Consider the following 15,242-nt stretch of genomic DNA (forward strand, 5'->3'; position numbering starts at 1 on the left):
ATGGTACATACATAACTTTGGTGGGAGAGCAGTTTATTTATCCGAAGCTGCGATTTAGCCTGTTGCCACAAACTCGTTGCTCCTGTAACAAGAACATCGATGTACTTGCTGCTTATCACAACGAAAATGACGGTTTGTACGGACATCACTCAGGGCGGAGGTGGTGATGCTTTTCGCCGTGGAACGACTGTCCGAACGCAGTGAGGACTGGCCCACAAACGACAGTTTCTAGAAATTGAGCTGACCATACGCGCCGCCGGTCTTGCCCGGCGCATGTGGCTAAAAAGCCCATATATTTCCTTGTGGGTCATTTAGTGCAACGGCGAAAAGTATTACCACCTCCGCCAAACTGAGCTGTAACAAATAAGTTCAATCTCGCAAAGACATCGATAAACTGCAATTTGCAAAAAGTGCGTTGACCATTTAACGTCAACGCACTTTCTGTTATTTGAAAAAATATTTTGTTCGCTTTAACGCGCCAGCGCCGCCCGCCGTTTGGCCCGCAGTTTATACCAGACCATCGGCGCAATCAGCATAGGCACGCCGGTTAAGAAGGCTGCCTGCAAATCCGGCATGAATACCATGATGCCCAGGCAGATAACCTGCGACCAAATGCCAAAGAGCGTCACATACGGGAAAAACGGAGTCTTATAACGAAGGCTTGCCTCCGTCCCCGCTGCAATCATCGCCTTGCGGCTGCGATACTGGCTCCAGCAGATGGAAATCCAGGCTATCGCCCCCGTGAAGCCCGATACCGCGAGCAGGTAAGTGTAAATCACCGAATCGGGATTAAACGCATAAAGCATAATCACTGCCCAGCAGGCACAAATGGAAATCCAGATGGCGTGTGAGGGCATGCCGTTTTTATTGAGATTGCCAAACGCCTTGGGCGCCATATCCATTTTGGCCAGCGCATGCATGGCCCGTGCCGCACCATAGAGCCCCGAATTGGAACAAGAGATGGCCGCCGTCAAAATGACGAAAGCAAAGAACGCACCAAAACCGGTCAGCCCGTAATGGTTAACTGCCGCCGCAAAGACGCTTTCCTCCAACGAGGCCTTATCCCAGGGCAGAATGGAAACCAATAGCGTAATCGGGATAATGTAAAGCGCGATAATCCGCCACGTTACATTGCGCACCGCAATCGGAATGCTCTTGGCCGGGTCTTTGCACTCACCAGCCGCCAGGCCAATGATTTCCGTACCCTGAAAGTTTACGAGAATAATCACCATCGTGAGCACAATCGACCAATAGCCATTCGGCGCAAAACCGCCGCTGCCCAAGAGCACGCTCGCGCCGATAACGCCCTGGTCGCCGATAACGCCCAGACAGATAAGCCCGGCCACGATACTGAACGCCACCAGCGCGATAATCTTTATAAGCGCCAGCCACGATTCACTCTCCCCGAATTTATCCACATGAAAGAGGTTAATACAGGTAACCAGCAGGCTGAACAACACCGCCCACCAAAGCTGGCTCACTGCCGGCAAAAAAGAATTCATGATGATGCCCGCAGCAATCATCTCGGACGGAACATACGCCACCCAGGTGAGCCAATATGCCCAGCCCACACCACAGGCCCAGGTTGGCGAAATATGTTCACGCGCATAGGTAACAAACGAACCGGAAATCGGTTTGTCCACCGCCAGCTCCGCCAGACACAACATGACGCACAGGACGATAATACCGCCCAAAAGATACGCCAATACCGCCGCCGGCCCTGCCTGCTCCAGCACATACCCCGTCCCCAGGAAATAGCCGCTGCCGATAACCCCGCCAAGAGAAATCAGCTGCAGGTGCCTGTTCTTGAGACCTCTGTTCATTTTTTCTTCATTCATGACCTTAATAACACAACCTTCCCAGCACCGCTGCTTTCTGTGATTTGTATAGCTGCTGCCATCCGCGGCGCTTCATGTAATAATAAGCTAAGAATACTACAAAACAGAGGGAATTACCATAAAAATTTTTGTCAAAACGCCCTTTTTTTCCATGTATACAATAGGTATACTAGAAAGAGAAAATTTTACGCAAAATCAGGAGGCCATATGCATAGCTACCGCACTATCGAAGAAATTGACGATAGCGTAGAAACCCTCTACGAAATCCAAAAATCCAAATTCATCACCCACCTACGCCATGTGGACAGCGAAGAAGAAGCCCGCGAATTCATCACCGCCATTAAAAAACGTTACTTCGACGCCCGCCACAACTGCTCCGCCTACGTCCTCGGCGAAAAAGCCGACAAGCAAAAATCCAACGACGACGGCGAACCGGGCGGCACGGCGGGCAATCCTATCCTCGAAGCCATCAAAAAAAACGGGCTGACCAACATTGTCGTGGTCGTCACCCGTTACTTTGGCGGTATTAAATTAGGGGCTGGCGGCCTTATCCGCGCTTACTCTCACGCAGCAGCCATCGGCATCGAAGCGGCCACCATTCTGGAAATGACGCCCTTTGCCCAGCTTGATGTTGCCATCAGCTACGAACACCTCGCCACCATCGAGCATTATATGCGGCAAAAGGAAATCCGCAGCAAAGAAGCGGACTACGCCGAAGGCGTAACCCTGCACCTCCTGATTTCCCCTGCCGAAACCGAAAAAATCAGCGAAGACATCACCAACCTGACCGCTGGCCGTGCGCAAATAAAAAGTGGCGATGAGCAGCTCATCGCCATTCCGGTCAAATAATCTTTTCCCCGTGATACAATTCTCCGCCGATATCCGGCTTCACACCATATTCAATCGCCCATTCGCACTTATACTTGATTGCCTGCGCATGAATGCTCTCCAACCGGTCCTGCGTGCGCACGACCTTCCCCGGCACACCAACCACCAGCGAATTAGGTGGAATCACATCATTTTCCTTCACCAAGGCTCCTGCGGCAATAATCGAGCCTTTGCCAATCTTTGCCCCCGTCAGAACCGTAGCACTCATGCCAATCAGCACATGGTCTTCAATCTCACAGCCATGCAGCACCGCTCCATGACCGACCGTTACATAATCGCCAATGATGCAGGGTTTATCATCTGCCACATGCAGACAGACCAAATCCTGCACATTCGAACATTCCCCGACAGAAATGTAATTCACATCTCCTCGGGCCACAACCCCCGGCCACAGACTGGAATATTTTCCCACCCGCACATCACCGGACAAAAAAACTTGAGGAGCCACGAAGGCTTCCTCATGAATCTGCGGACGCCTGCCCTTAAACACATCATCTTTTAACGTATACAAGAAAATCCCTCCCCGAGGGCCTTGGAGTCAACCATCCATTTGGCTCTTGGCCAATTCTAAAATATCTGCCTGATTCCTTGTCCTGTCTCCGGCAATCCGCGCTGCAATATCCTCTGGCGAACCTGCCTCAGGCACAGCTTCTGCTGCCGGCGGTTGTGGTGCTGCCGGCTTTTTCACATCTTTCATCGCCTCAGCCTCCAGTTCCTCCTGCGAAAGCTCACTGCCCGGCGTAGCCACATAATAAGGCTTCGTCTCCAGCATCTCCATATTCATTTTACGGTTGCCAAAATACACCCGATGTCCCGTCTGAATCGGCTCCGACATGGTATCTCCCCCCATCTGCACGTCTTACATCTTTAGACTCTTTCGACAAACAGAGGACTAAATCCTGCCTCAAAATCAGAAAATCCGCCCACGGACATTACCCGTGAACTTACCGATTTCCTCCATAAAATTCTTCCACGCATCCGGCATAGCATCGCCCCGCAGAACATAACAGCCCGTATCCTCCGAACCATCACGCCAGCTGAGTGTCCATTCCACCCGCGGCAGGAAATCATCCGTGACCCCGTCCTGCTGCACCTGCCACTCCGCCGCATGCTCAGCAATCCGCTCTAAGAGCAGCGGCACATTGCGCACCGAATCAAAGGCATGGCGTTCCGTCCCCAGCCCCTGCTTATGCCGCGTAAACACCAGAATATGCTTGCCCCGATTGATGATCAGCTTTTCCACAAGGCTGATTTTTTTTTGCTTCGGCAGATAGATATTCCCCCGCGGATTGTCAATCGTATCATGCAGGATCAGCGCCACCTGCTCCAGCTGCCGCACCCGGTTAATCTCCACACCGGGAATCTCATTCATCAGGTCGATAAACGCCGCCCAGCTGCCCGGATGCGCATTATCCCCCACAATCCGCCGCTGACCAAGTTTCGAATCCTTAAACGCCAACCGCCACAAACTATGCCGTTCCGGCGGCACCGGCGGCTGATAACTTGCCCGCCAGGAACCAAGATGCAGCTTTTCCAGCCGCCGCAGCCAGCGCCGTCCGCCATCTAACACCGCAAACTCGCCATCGCCTACACGATAAAAAAGCTGCCGCTCCCGTACAGAAAACTCTACCTTTAGATGCATATCCTCTATTTCAAAACAAAGCTGTTCCAGCAAAACTTCGTCCTCCAATCCATAGTATCACTTACATCATAGTAGAAAGCGCTGTAAGTTGCAATAGGTAGCAGGGATTTCATTTAAGCCCATCGATTCCAATCTTTCTTATTTTCACACTTACAGAATAAACTTGCTAACAAACTAAAAGACGATCTATCGGATAACCGATTATTACAATAGGACATAAGCTGCAGGTCACGATAATAGTCGTCCCCCTTGTTATTATCAACCAAATATAATTTTCTGGCGACTGACAATAACCCCAATTCTTCTGCATGTGCCTCACAATATGGCAAATCATCCGAAAATAATAGGTATAGCGAAGGACAAATATCCTTTTCTATCTTCCTGATCATATCACTAAAGTAACTCATTGGAGCTGCCCAACCATATTTAACCATATCACCGCGGCGGATATGTATTGCTGTTGATTCTCTGGAAGAATTTATTGCATCTAATAAATTCAAATTAACATCATCTATAATTGGAGGAAATTTCAAGATTTCGTCCAATTCATCGTTCATATTATTATAAAAAATCTCCGACAACCAATACCCATGCCAATAAACACATGCTTTTGGTGATAATGTCAACGATGTTCCCGGAATATAATCGTTAATCTTTCCAGAAAACTTTATATTTTTAACACCTTTTTCTCTAATAACTTCTAAGGAAAGACCTTCCCTCAACAATTGCTCTGGTATATATAATCCATCCTGCCGCTTGGCCGTCATATAGCGCCAAACATCAGGCGAAAACCTATCACTAAGCAGGGGAGCTTCTATACCGAATATTCGCTTTAATTCGTAGCCATGATGAGGAACATCTGTGCCATAAAATTTATTATCATCAAGGAAAAAATCTATATCCGGCAATAACCTCTGTAAAAAATAGAAAAACATATATTGGAAAACTTGATTCCCCAGTCCCCCATTTATATATACAATATGCATAAACACCTCCACATTATAACCGCAAATCTTTTAACTTCCTAATTCCCTTTCCACAGCTGCTAAAGCCAGTTCTACAACCTTATCCATATCCAGATATCTATACAGCGCCAACCGCCCGCCTAACAGCAATTTCTCCTCCCAGCCAGCCAATCCTGCATATCGATTATACAAATCCTGATTACGCTGATCGTTAACCGGATAATAAGCCTCCTGCCCCGGCTGCCATTCCTGTGGATATTCCCTAGTAATATAAGTTACTGGCTGCGTGCCAAACTCAAAATGCTTATGCTCGATAATTCTGGTATAAGGAACCTCCGGTGCCGTATAATTCATTACGGCCACTCCCTGATAATTTTCCTGTTCCAACCGCTCCATTTCAAATCGCAGCCCACGATAAGCCAACCTTCCTAGCCTATAACCAAAATATTCATCCAGAGATCCGGTATACATAACTTTTTCTGCCATACAATCATATTCACTCCGGACAGTGTTGTAGTCAACGCCCAGCTGCACTTGAATTCCTTCCAGCAGTTTCTCAATAATCTTATTATAACCACCGATAGGAATCCCCTGATAACGGGCATTAAAATAATTATTATCATAGGTATAACGCACAGGCAGACGTTTAATGATAAAAGCAGGTAAGTCCTTGCACTTGCGCCCCCATTGTTTTTCCGTATAGCCCTGAATCAATTTTTCATAAATATCCCGCCCCACCAAAGAAATCGCCTGTTCCTCCAGATTTAGCGGTTCACCTGCTATCTCCGTCCGCTGTGCAGAAATTTTCATCTTAGCCTCAGCAGGTGTCCGCACGCCCCACATTGCCCGAAAAGTATTCATATTAAAAGGCAGATTGTACAATTCCCCACGAAAATTTGCCATTGGTGAATTGATATACTGATTAAATTGCACAAAACGATTCAAATATGTCCATACCATTTGGTTATTCGTGTGAAAAATATGTGCACCATAAACATGTACATTAATCCCCTCGCGTTCCTCACAACGAATATTCCCGCCAACAGCCTGCCGCCTTTCCAAAACCAGACACTTTTTTCCCCGCTGTGACATTTCATGGGCAAACACCGCTCCAAAAAGCCCGGAACCAACAATCAGATAATCATATTTCATGATATAATCTTCCCCCATTAACGACAATCTATCCAGCAAAATATATTCTATTGTTGCGATAATATTCTGCAAACCAACGATAAATCCCTGCCACTCCATCGATGTCTGATAGTAACTTCCACCTAAATTGATTTATATCATATTTCCTTCAAGCCAATCTCCTTGAAAATACGCACATCAACTACCGAGAAAAAAATTTAAGATTTCGTCAACATATCCGATATACAATACGAGGAATATATGATTCAAGGAAGGATGTGTAAAGCATGATGGATATGCATATTAATGGAACAGGTGAATACCACTCCCCCTATGACCGGTACAGCAGCTATGACCCACACGACCACGCAACTGCTCCCTATGAGACGAACTCTCCAACCGAGGATACTGAAACCAAAAATGTCGGCAGTCGAAACTCCCCCCCTAGTGAATGTAAAACCTGTAAAAATCGCAAATACCAGGATGGATCCGATGAAATGGTTTCCTTCAAGGCAGCCGGTCATATCGACCCCAACAACGCTGCCTCCGTAGTCATGAGCCACGAACAGGAACACGTTTCCAATGCTTACCAAAAAGCAGACGCCAGCAACGGAGAAGTTGTCCGCGCCAGCGTTCGTCTCAAAACCGATGTCTGCCCCGAATGTGGTCGCACTTACATATCCGGCGGCGAAACCACCACCCAAATCCGCTACGTCAACGAAACCACCCCATACCAAAAAGACCTCAAAGAATCCGACAAAAACAAATACCAAGGAGCCCATGTAGATATTGATGCAGGCTAAAAGGAGGCATCTAACTCATGAATATATTAATGTGTGACACGCAATATACATTCTTTCTATACTATTTATTAATGCCTTATGAAAAGTTCAAAGAAACTTTTTTTATATTCGATTTTTGTTTTAGCCCCATTGTTGTTAAAAACCTAGAAGACAAAGGTTTTGCCTGCCACCAAAAAATTCTATATAATATTCCCGCAGAAAAACTTCCCATGGAACGAAAAAAAATAAAGAATACTTAACAAAATTAACAAATGAAATATACAAGCATTTTAATGGCGATGTTTGTATTTATGGACAGGATCACATCGACATTGCTACAATCATATGGGATGAAAAATTAAAAGATATTCCGTTTATCCTCTTAGAAGATGGTACAGGTAACTATGTAACTAGAAACAGCCTTGGTGAAAACCGTCGACATTGTATGGGACATAACAATCGTGTGGATAGTATATTTTTAACTGGCATTTGGCGAATTCCAAACGATTTAAAAAGAAAGGTACAAATTATCGACATTAGATACTTATGGGGGAATAAATCCGATATATAAAAAAATCTTCTCAAATTTCAACAAAAAAGACACTTACATCAAAGCACATCCAACAGGAGGAAACATAGACTATCAACGTGTATTCCCTGAAGCTTATGTGTTTTGTAATCCAATACCATTCGAGGTTTTATATCTGACAACAGGCTCTAATTTAAAAACCATCGCTTCAGTTTCCTCTACCGCATCAATGATTGCCGATGAGGAGGTAGACGTTCAATTTTATGATAAAAATGGTAATCGAATTAAATTAAAATATCCTTGTGATAATTTTGTATAGTAAAGAAAATACCAGCCTATGTATCTATTACACAAAATCATAGTCTTTTTACGAACATTACCTTACAATACATTTCTAAACGTTCATGCATAAGTGCAAATGCCTTCTCATACTCTGCCAACAAAAATCTATGTGTAATCAAGGGCTTTAAATTCAACCTGCCATCCTGCATAGCAAGCAACGTATCTTTCCACTCATTTTTCTTTTGACTAAAGCTGCTATTCCACGTTCCAACAATTGATAATTCCTTGCGAAGAATTCGCCAATACACGTCTTGAGATAATCGCATATCACCAACAGGATTCCCCATACTCACAATAGTACCATAGTTCTTAGTGTTGAGAATACATGTTTCCAATGCCCTTGATTCTCCCGTTCCCTCAATACAAGCATCAACACCACGACCGAAGGTGATTTCCTGTATCAACTCTTCCAAATTATCCTGTTTCACATTCACTGCTAACGAAAAACCTAACGTCCTAGCAAATTCAACTTTATCCTCCGTACGCCCAACCAACACAATATTTTTTACCCCTGCTGCTCTAGCCCATTGCGCCAATATCAAAGCAATTGGACCAATTCCATAAATGAGAATAGTACTCCCTGCTTCAACGCTGCACTTGTGAAAAGCGTGCAATGCCACAGCTGCTGGTTCACACATCGCGGCTTCTTCATAACTAATTCCTTCTGGCATAAAGCAAATATTATCCTGTTTAACTGCTAAATATTCTGTCATCGCTCCATTTCTACGCGAACCATAATAATCATATTGCGAACATTGTGCATAGTGCTCTTCCTGACACGCTTCACATTGTCCACAAGGCAGTAGCGGAATCACTGCAACTCCACGACCAATTATCGAATCATCTTCAGCCTCTACAATTTCCCCAGCAAACTCATGTCCAATAATTGTTGGAAAATGATATGTCCCTTTTATAAATACCCTTGGAATATCACTGCCACAAATTCCCACAGCCTGAATTTTCAAGAGGACTTCCCCTTTATGACGCATTGGCATAGGCACATCTTCATAACGCAAATCCGCAATAGCATGCAAATTTAAAGCTTTCATTTCAACCACTCATCCTTCTCTACAGCGATTAATGCCTTAAAAAGTTCTATATCTTCTGTATTTGTAAGCTTGATATTTCGCTCTGAACCTTTGGCAAAGTGAATATTCCAGCCCAAAGCACTTTGCATAGCAGAAATCGAGTCCATACGTATTCCTCTTGCATCTGCCGCTGCATACATTTCCCGCATACGTCTTCCTGACACAGCCTCAGGTGTTTGTCCCCGGACTAATCTACTGCGTTCCATTTCTCTCGATGTATATGCCTCATTTGTTTTCTCATACATAGTATCTGTGCAATTAAGAATAGACATAGAGTTACCATACGAACGACAAACTGCTATTGTGTCCGATAAAGACTCTGCTGTAACCAGCGGACGAACACTGTCATGAACGATAATCACATCATCATCATGTACATATTTTAAAGACTCCATTCCAATCCTTGTCGATTCAAAGCGTGTATCACCTCCAGATACTATTCCCATAAGTTTTGTAATATTATATTGCTTTGCATATCCTTGTAATATTTTTTCCCAACCATCAATACATACCACCTGTATACAATCTATTTCCGGATGATTCTGCACCACCAGCAAAGTGTATATAATCACAGGACAATTATTTACATGTATAAACTGTTTTGGAATTTCTTGTCCCATACGACGGCCAGTGCCTCCGGCCAAAATCAATGCAATATTCAAAACCTCATCTCCCGTATCGTCTGCAATATCTCACTATAAGGCTTATTCTTCCCAAACAATAGTGTCGTCCCCAATACAAATCCCTTAACGCCTTGCGGTGCAAATTGTTGAATCTTATCTACGCTGCACGCTCCATCCCAGTACACATCAAACTGCATTTCCTTACGCAACGCTAATAGATGAGCCAATTTCTCTCCTACATAAGGCAAATACATTTGTCCTGCATTTCCAGGATTAACAGCCATAACAAGAACAGACTTTACAATGCGCAACATTTCATAGACTGTTTCTACACTCGTTCCTGGATTAATAGCAATTCCCGGTATCATTCCAGCATTAATAATCTTTTGTAATGTCGTAGATGGATGATATTCTGCCTCAGGATGAATATAAATCGTGTCACCTTTTCGTAAATTTCTAATAAATATCTCTATCGTATTATTTGGATGCTCTACCATTAAATGCACATCTAGTGGCCTATCAGCAGCCGAACGAATATAACGCATATCATTAAGAGACATCGCATAGTTAGGCACATATCGACCATCCATAATATCAATATGAAATGAATCTATTCCTCCTTTTTCCAAATCTCTTACTTCTTTTTCCAAATTTCCATAATTGGCACACATCATCGATGCCATCAAATTGAAATATAATTTTTCCATTTACTATGCCACCCCAATTTGATGATATTCAATTCCATATTTTGCCAGACGATTCTTATCATATTGATTTCGCCCATCAAATATCAGCGGTTGTTTCAACAGTTTTACAATTTCTTCAAAATCAGGCTGACGAAATTCTTTCCATTCCGTTATCAAGATAAGCGCATCAGCGCCCTTCAATGCCTCATATTTGCTATCTGCATAAGAAACTTTTGGCATATCAACCAAATAATATGTTTGTGCCTCTACTATAGCTTTAGGATCATATGCTACAATATTTGCTCCCCGTCTTACTAATTCCTTAATGATATTAATAGCAGGCGATTCTCTCATATCATCGGTATCAGGCTTAAAACTAAGCCCCCACACCGCGAAGCATCGCTCAGATAAATTTTCGCCAAAAATTTGTACAATTTTTTCAGGAAGCACCATTTTTTGCCGTTCATTAACTAACTCTACAGCATTTAAAATATTTGGTTCATAGTCATACTCCATACTCGTTTGTATTAGTGCTTGAATATCCTTTGGAAAACAACTACCGCCATAACCACAACCAGGATAAATAAAACTATAACCTATACGAGTGTCACTGCCAATCCCCAAACGTACTTTATTCACATCTGCACCCACACGTTCACAAATCCCGGCAATTTCATTCATAAAACTTATTTTTGTAGCCAACATGGCATTTGCGGCATATTTAGTCATCTCTGCACTGGGAATATCCATAACAATAAAATTTTCTGTATTTTTTACATGTACTCTATAAAGAGCTTTCATAACCTCCTGTGCTTCATCATTATCCACACCAATAACCACCCGATCAGGTTTCATACAATCACTAACAGCAGCACCTTCTTTAAGAAATTCAGGATTAGAAATAACATCAAATGTCAAATTATTTTCTCTATGGTCTAACTCTTCCTGAATCCAAACTCTCACTTTCCTTGCAGTGCCTACTGGAACAGTAGATTTATCCACCACAAACATATGATGAACCATATATTTTCCAATATCCCTTGCTACATTTTCCACATAAGATAAATCTGCACTCCGATCTTTTCGCATCGGTGTCCCCACTGCAATAAAGCAAATATTTGTATGCTGCAGAGCTTCTTCTATGCTTGTAGTAAAGTGTAAATGTCCTCTAGCACAATTTTCTACGACCATTTCTTTTAAGCCAGGTTCGAAAATAGGAATATCACCATTTTTAAGCATAGAAATCTTTTTATCATCTATATCAACACACCATACCATATTCCCCATTTCTGCAAAACAGGTGCCAGTTACCAGTCCTACGTACCCAGTCCCTACAATTGTAATTTTCATAACATTTTCTCCCTAAATCACCTTACAGTATTTTACGAAAATATGCTATCGTTCGTTGTAATCCATCATCTAAACTAATTGATGGTTTCCAATCTAACATCTCCATTGCTAAATCAATTATTGGCTGACGTTGTACAGGATCATCACTAGGCAATTTAGCATGTACGATATGTGAATTGGACCCTGTTAAATTAATTATTTTTTTTGCTAAATTCATCATAGTAAACTCTTCAGGATTTCCTAGATTAACTGGTCCTAAAAAATCCTCAGTTTCCATCATCCGCACCATGCCATCAATAAGATCATCTACATAACAGAAACTTCTTGTTTGAGTCCCAGTTCCATATACCGTTAAAGCCTCACCTCGAATGGCTTGTACGATAAAATTAGATACGACACGTCCATCCGATGGATTCATACGCGGACCATATGTATTAAAAATACGAATCACGCGAATATCGACATCATACTGTCTATGATAATCAAAGAACAAAGTTTCTGCCATTCTTTTTCCTTCATCATAACATGAACGAATACCTATTGGATTTACCGAGCCCCAATAACTTTCAGGCTGTGGATGTATCTGTGGGTTTCCATAAACTTCTGAGGTACTTGCCTGCAGAATTCTTGCATTTGTTTTCCGTGCCAGCTCCAACATATTAATGGCTCCCAAAACCGATGTATTCGCCGTCTTGATGGGGTTGTATTGATAATGTATCGGACTTGCAGGACAAGCAAGATTATATATTTGATCCACCTCAAGCTGAATAGGTTCTGTCACATCATGTCGTATATACTCAAAATAAGGATTCACTAGAAGATGGCGAATATTATCCTTACTACCTGTAAATAAATTATCCAAACAAATAACATCATTCCCATCAGCCAGTAACCTGTCACACAAATGCGATCCTAGAAATCCAGCACCACCTGTCACTAAAATACGTTTCAATATCTTCACCTCTATTTATATAAAATATTGCAGGCTCTAACTTACAAATATTTTTTCAGCATGTACAATCCTAATTTTATGTTTATTATATAAAAAATAAAGTGTTATCAATCTTTCGGTACAAAATCCACCATATCGATTAAAATACGGATCATTAATATCACCAACACGTTGCTCCACTTCTCCAACAATTGGGAACATCCATTTACATAAATCATCTAAAACCATACGACTTAAAATACACATATTACTTGCGTAAAAAATACGACCTTGAAAAATTTCTTTTGCAGCTTCGTAATATTCCGGCGACATTTCCGCTAATACATCCATCATTGGTTTCCAAACGGTAGGGATATGTTTCAATAAATAATCTTGATATACAGAATGCTCACACAATGTTGGTAAAGGCAAAATAGCATCTATATTTCCAGTCTGTAGCAAAGACACTATTTTATCTAAATCGACCCAATGCCTGCGATAGTGGCATAAACCCAAATAATCAGCATCTGCATTCTTCCACATCCAATAAAAAGCCGTCATCTCACAATAGTGTGGATTTCGTATAGAAATATTATCCCCTGTTGAATCTAGAACATCTGCTATACGCTCATTCGTTAAAGCTGCACCTACTTGAATCGGTACGATGTAAGATGATTCGATATCATAATTGCGCGTTTTAATTGGTTTATCAAATATGCTTTTCGCCATATATATCTTTACTGTTTTCTGCAAAGGAATATCATTAATATGTATAAATTTTTCTTCTCTGCCTTTATAATATCGCGAAAAAAAAGCATATTTCATTTCGTTATCCATCTCTGCATTATACAGTTCTATATTTCTAAATCCACTATCAAGCAAATAACACCTTGCTTTATCATTGTACTTTTCAGAAAAAGCAATAATGACCTTAATATTTTTATCAAGCTCATGCAATCTAGAATCAAAAATATTAAAATTTATATTATTATATTCAGCTTGATCATTTTCTAAGGGAAAAGAAAATATCCTCATCTTGACATCAGGTTTTATACACTCTATATACGCTTTAATCCGCATAGCATAGTCCTGTTGTCCGAATATCAAAATCTCATCTTTTATAAACATACGTTCTCCCAATATAGCAGCAACAATCTAAAAACAAAACTAAAAAACTATCGGTGGGAAATTTAATGTGACTATTTTCGCTAAAGTTTTCTTTTTCAACATTTCAAAAACAACAGTTTGACTTTTTCCTGAAAGAGCCAATACAAATATGGCATCCGAATATTTTTTTACATTAGATAAGTAGATAACTGGTCGTCCTTCAAATTTCGGATATTTTATTTGATTGTCACTTACAACAAAAGCCCGAGGAACAATCCCTATATCCTTCATAATAAAAGAAATGTATTGTGCAACTATTCCCGTTCCGTAAACATATATATCACATGTACTTCCAGATATATCATTCAATTGTTTTTTTATTTCATAAAACGTGTTATCCAAAAAAGAAACACACGTATTATAATCATTCGTCACCGCCATATAAATCTCCTTAGGCATTATATTTTGCATACCGTTACATTCAGTTAATGTGTTTTTCAGTTCAGCGATATATTTTTTTATTTGTTCCTGAAATATCACACAATCAGCAAAGTACATTTCTAATATATGTCGCAAAAAAATTTGAAAATAAAAATTTATCATTTTTTGCTTGATATTTATCATAGGCGAATCTAATATAATACGCTCAAACACCCTCCATGATGATAAATTTAAATCACATCGTTTCTCCGTCATTCCATTCGCATTTACAAAATAATGATAGGAATATTTATTATCAAAATAAATATTCCTTGTATGTTTTAATACATTCCATATTCGATCAAGGTCTTCAAAAACAGTTACTGCTATATCCATATTTTGATTTTTAAAGAGATGACGTCTGTATACTTTCCCCCAAAGATACCAATGCATCCCTTCTTTATTAACCATTGCTATCATAGCTTGCTCTACGCTCATTTTTTCAGATAATCTAGACAAATATGGTCTACTTACTTTTTCGTCTACATTTCTCACTACGCATCCTACAGCAATATCTACATCATCATATTTTTCCAAATCTAGTACTAAACTCGGCAATAATTCTCTGTCTACCCAGTCATCACTGTCCACAAATGTTATATATTTTCCACCAGCCACAGCTAAAGCAGCATCTCTGGCTGCAACTAACCCTCTATGCCTTTGATGAATCACTCTAATCCAACTATATTGCTGTTCCAAACTATCACAAATATCACCAGATGAATCTGTGGAGCCATCATCAACCAAAATAACCTCATAATCAATAACAGGCATTTCAATCAGCGAGTATATACAACGTTTTAAAAATTTCTCTACATTATAAACTGGAACTAGAACACTTAATAACATATTTCATCACT

At 41.3% G+C, this 15,242-nt stretch carries 17 protein-coding genes; 4 read left to right on the forward strand and 13 right to left on the reverse strand.

Annotation, left to right across the window (positions count from 1 at the left end; translation table 11 throughout):
* Positions 1-470 precede the first annotated feature (470 nt).
* Positions 471-1,838 carry an amino acid permease gene (locus G598_RS0107380; protein ID WP_026766424.1) on the reverse strand — a complete coding sequence of 456 codons (1,368 nt, stop codon included), beginning with the start codon at positions 1,836-1,838 and terminating at the stop codon, positions 471-473.
* Positions 1,839-2,045: 207 nt separating this feature from the next.
* Here G598_RS0107380 and G598_RS0107385 point away from each other — a divergent pair, with 207 nt between their 5' ends.
* On the forward strand, positions 2,046-2,687 hold the full coding sequence (locus G598_RS0107385; protein ID WP_026766425.1) for a YigZ family protein: 642 nt from the start codon (positions 2,046-2,048) through the stop codon (positions 2,685-2,687).
* Here the strand turns inward: G598_RS0107385 and G598_RS0107390 are convergent.
* The 5 genes from G598_RS0107390 to glf form a co-directional block, all read right to left on the reverse strand.
* A complete protein-coding gene (locus tag G598_RS0107390) occupies positions 2,680-3,237 on the reverse strand; it encodes a gamma carbonic anhydrase family protein (protein WP_026766426.1) in 558 nt (185 codons plus the stop codon). The genes G598_RS0107385 and G598_RS0107390 overlap by 8 nt on opposite strands.
* Positions 3,238-3,264: 27 nt before the next feature.
* Positions 3,265-3,561, reverse strand: coding sequence for a hypothetical protein (locus tag G598_RS0107395; RefSeq protein ID WP_026766427.1), 297 nt, complete (start codon positions 3,559-3,561; stop codon positions 3,265-3,267).
* Between the two features lie 75 nt (positions 3,562-3,636).
* Positions 3,637-4,401 carry a hypothetical protein gene (locus tag G598_RS0107400; RefSeq protein ID WP_026766428.1) on the reverse strand — a complete coding sequence of 255 codons (765 nt, stop codon included), beginning with the start codon at positions 4,399-4,401 and terminating at the stop codon, positions 3,637-3,639.
* A gap of 80 nt (positions 4,402-4,481) precedes the next feature.
* Positions 4,482-5,354 carry an alpha-1,2-fucosyltransferase gene (locus G598_RS0107405; RefSeq protein WP_026766429.1) on the reverse strand — a complete coding sequence of 291 codons (873 nt, stop codon included), beginning with the start codon at positions 5,352-5,354 and terminating at the stop codon, positions 4,482-4,484.
* A 30-nt stretch (positions 5,355-5,384) separates the two neighbouring features.
* Complete coding sequence (gene glf / locus G598_RS0107410; RefSeq protein ID WP_336433145.1) at positions 5,385-6,584, reverse strand: UDP-galactopyranose mutase; 1,200 nt, start codon at positions 6,582-6,584, stop codon at positions 5,385-5,387.
* Positions 6,585-6,751: 167 nt separating this feature from the next.
* Here glf and G598_RS18965 point away from each other — a divergent pair, with 167 nt between their 5' ends.
* Genes G598_RS18965 through G598_RS20430 form a run of 3 tightly spaced genes read left to right on the forward strand, consistent with a single transcriptional unit; the run spans position 6,752 to position 7,817 of the window.
* Positions 6,752-7,267, forward strand: a complete 516-nt coding sequence (locus tag G598_RS18965) for a hypothetical protein (RefSeq protein WP_071837961.1) — start codon at positions 6,752-6,754, stop codon at positions 7,265-7,267.
* A 17-nt stretch (positions 7,268-7,284) separates the two neighbouring features.
* Positions 7,285-7,506 (forward strand): hypothetical protein, encoded by a 222-nt coding sequence (locus tag G598_RS0107420; protein WP_026766432.1) that lies wholly within the window; start codon positions 7,285-7,287, stop codon positions 7,504-7,506.
* A 17-nt stretch (positions 7,507-7,523) separates the two neighbouring features.
* Positions 7,524-7,817 carry a glycosyltransferase family 52 gene (locus G598_RS20430; RefSeq protein ID WP_157833297.1) on the forward strand — a complete coding sequence of 98 codons (294 nt, stop codon included), beginning with the start codon at positions 7,524-7,526 and terminating at the stop codon, positions 7,815-7,817.
* 314 nt (positions 7,818-8,131) lie between these two features.
* Here the strand turns inward: G598_RS20430 and G598_RS0107425 are convergent, their stop codons facing one another.
* The 7 genes from G598_RS0107425 to G598_RS0107455 are packed head-to-tail and all read right to left on the reverse strand — an operon-like array spanning position 8,132 to position 15,231.
* Positions 8,132-9,166 carry a galactitol-1-phosphate 5-dehydrogenase gene (locus tag G598_RS0107425; RefSeq protein ID WP_026766433.1) on the reverse strand — a complete coding sequence of 345 codons (1,035 nt, stop codon included), beginning with the start codon at positions 9,164-9,166 and terminating at the stop codon, positions 8,132-8,134.
* A complete protein-coding gene (locus G598_RS0107430; protein ID WP_026766434.1) occupies positions 9,163-9,867 on the reverse strand; it encodes an IspD/TarI family cytidylyltransferase in 705 nt (234 codons plus the stop codon). The genes G598_RS0107425 and G598_RS0107430 overlap by 4 nt, the downstream gene beginning before the upstream one ends.
* The gene (locus G598_RS0107435) at positions 9,864-10,535 is read right to left on the reverse strand and encodes a ribulose-phosphate 3-epimerase (RefSeq protein WP_026766435.1); all 672 of its coding nucleotides are present in this window, start codon (positions 10,533-10,535) and stop codon (positions 9,864-9,866) included. The genes G598_RS0107430 and G598_RS0107435 overlap by 4 nt, the downstream gene beginning before the upstream one ends.
* A 3-nt stretch (positions 10,536-10,538) precedes the next feature.
* Positions 10,539-11,864, reverse strand: coding sequence for a UDP-glucose dehydrogenase family protein (locus tag G598_RS0107440; RefSeq protein WP_026766436.1), 1,326 nt, complete (start codon positions 11,862-11,864; stop codon positions 10,539-10,541).
* Positions 11,865-11,886: 22 nt separating this feature from the next.
* Positions 11,887-12,825, reverse strand: a complete 939-nt coding sequence (locus G598_RS0107445; protein WP_245582776.1) for a UDP-glucuronic acid decarboxylase family protein — start codon at positions 12,823-12,825, stop codon at positions 11,887-11,889.
* Positions 12,826-12,852: 27 nt separating this feature from the next.
* Positions 12,853-13,923 (reverse strand): DUF4422 domain-containing protein, encoded by a 1,071-nt coding sequence (locus tag G598_RS18545; protein WP_026766438.1) that lies wholly within the window; start codon positions 13,921-13,923, stop codon positions 12,853-12,855.
* A 39-nt stretch (positions 13,924-13,962) separates the two neighbouring features.
* Positions 13,963-15,231 (reverse strand): glycosyltransferase family 2 protein, encoded by a 1,269-nt coding sequence (locus G598_RS0107455; protein ID WP_026766439.1) that lies wholly within the window; start codon positions 15,229-15,231, stop codon positions 13,963-13,965.
* Positions 15,232-15,242: the final 11 nt, after the last annotated feature.

The organism is Selenomonas ruminantium subsp. ruminantium ATCC 12561 (assembly GCF_000424065.1).
In the GTDB taxonomy this organism is placed as follows: domain Bacteria; phylum Bacillota; class Negativicutes; order Selenomonadales; family Selenomonadaceae; genus Selenomonas_A; species Selenomonas_A ruminantium.

Coding starts and splice junctions, on each gene's coding strand:
- G598_RS0107380 (WP_026766424.1), bottom strand. CDS start 1,838: ATGAATGAAGAAAAAATGAACAGAGGTCTCAAGAACAGGCACCTGCAG.
- G598_RS0107385 (WP_026766425.1), top strand. CDS start 2,046: ATGCATAGCTACCGCACTATCGAAGAAATTGACGATAGCGTAGAAACC.
- G598_RS0107395 (WP_026766427.1), bottom strand. CDS start 3,561: ATGTCGGAGCCGATTCAGACGGGACATCGGGTGTATTTTGGCAACCGT.
- G598_RS0107405 (WP_026766429.1), bottom strand. CDS start 5,354: ATGCATATTGTATATATAAATGGGGGACTGGGGAATCAAGTTTTCCAA.
- glf (WP_336433145.1), bottom strand. CDS start 6,584: ATGGAGTGGCAGGGATTTATCGTTGGTTTGCAGAATATTATCGCAACA.
- G598_RS18965 (WP_071837961.1), top strand. CDS start 6,752: ATGATGGATATGCATATTAATGGAACAGGTGAATACCACTCCCCCTAT.
- G598_RS0107420 (WP_026766432.1), top strand. CDS start 7,285: ATGAATATATTAATGTGTGACACGCAATATACATTCTTTCTATACTAT.
- G598_RS0107425 (WP_026766433.1), bottom strand. CDS start 9,166: ATGAAAGCTTTAAATTTGCATGCTATTGCGGATTTGCGTTATGAAGAT.
- G598_RS0107435 (WP_026766435.1), bottom strand. CDS start 10,535: ATGGAAAAATTATATTTCAATTTGATGGCATCGATGATGTGTGCCAAT.
- G598_RS0107440 (WP_026766436.1), bottom strand. CDS start 11,864: ATGAAAATTACAATTGTAGGGACTGGGTACGTAGGACTGGTAACTGGC.
- G598_RS18545 (WP_026766438.1), bottom strand. CDS start 13,923: ATGTTTATAAAAGATGAGATTTTGATATTCGGACAACAGGACTATGCT.
- G598_RS0107455 (WP_026766439.1), bottom strand. CDS start 15,231: ATGTTATTAAGTGTTCTAGTTCCAGTTTATAATGTAGAGAAATTTTTA.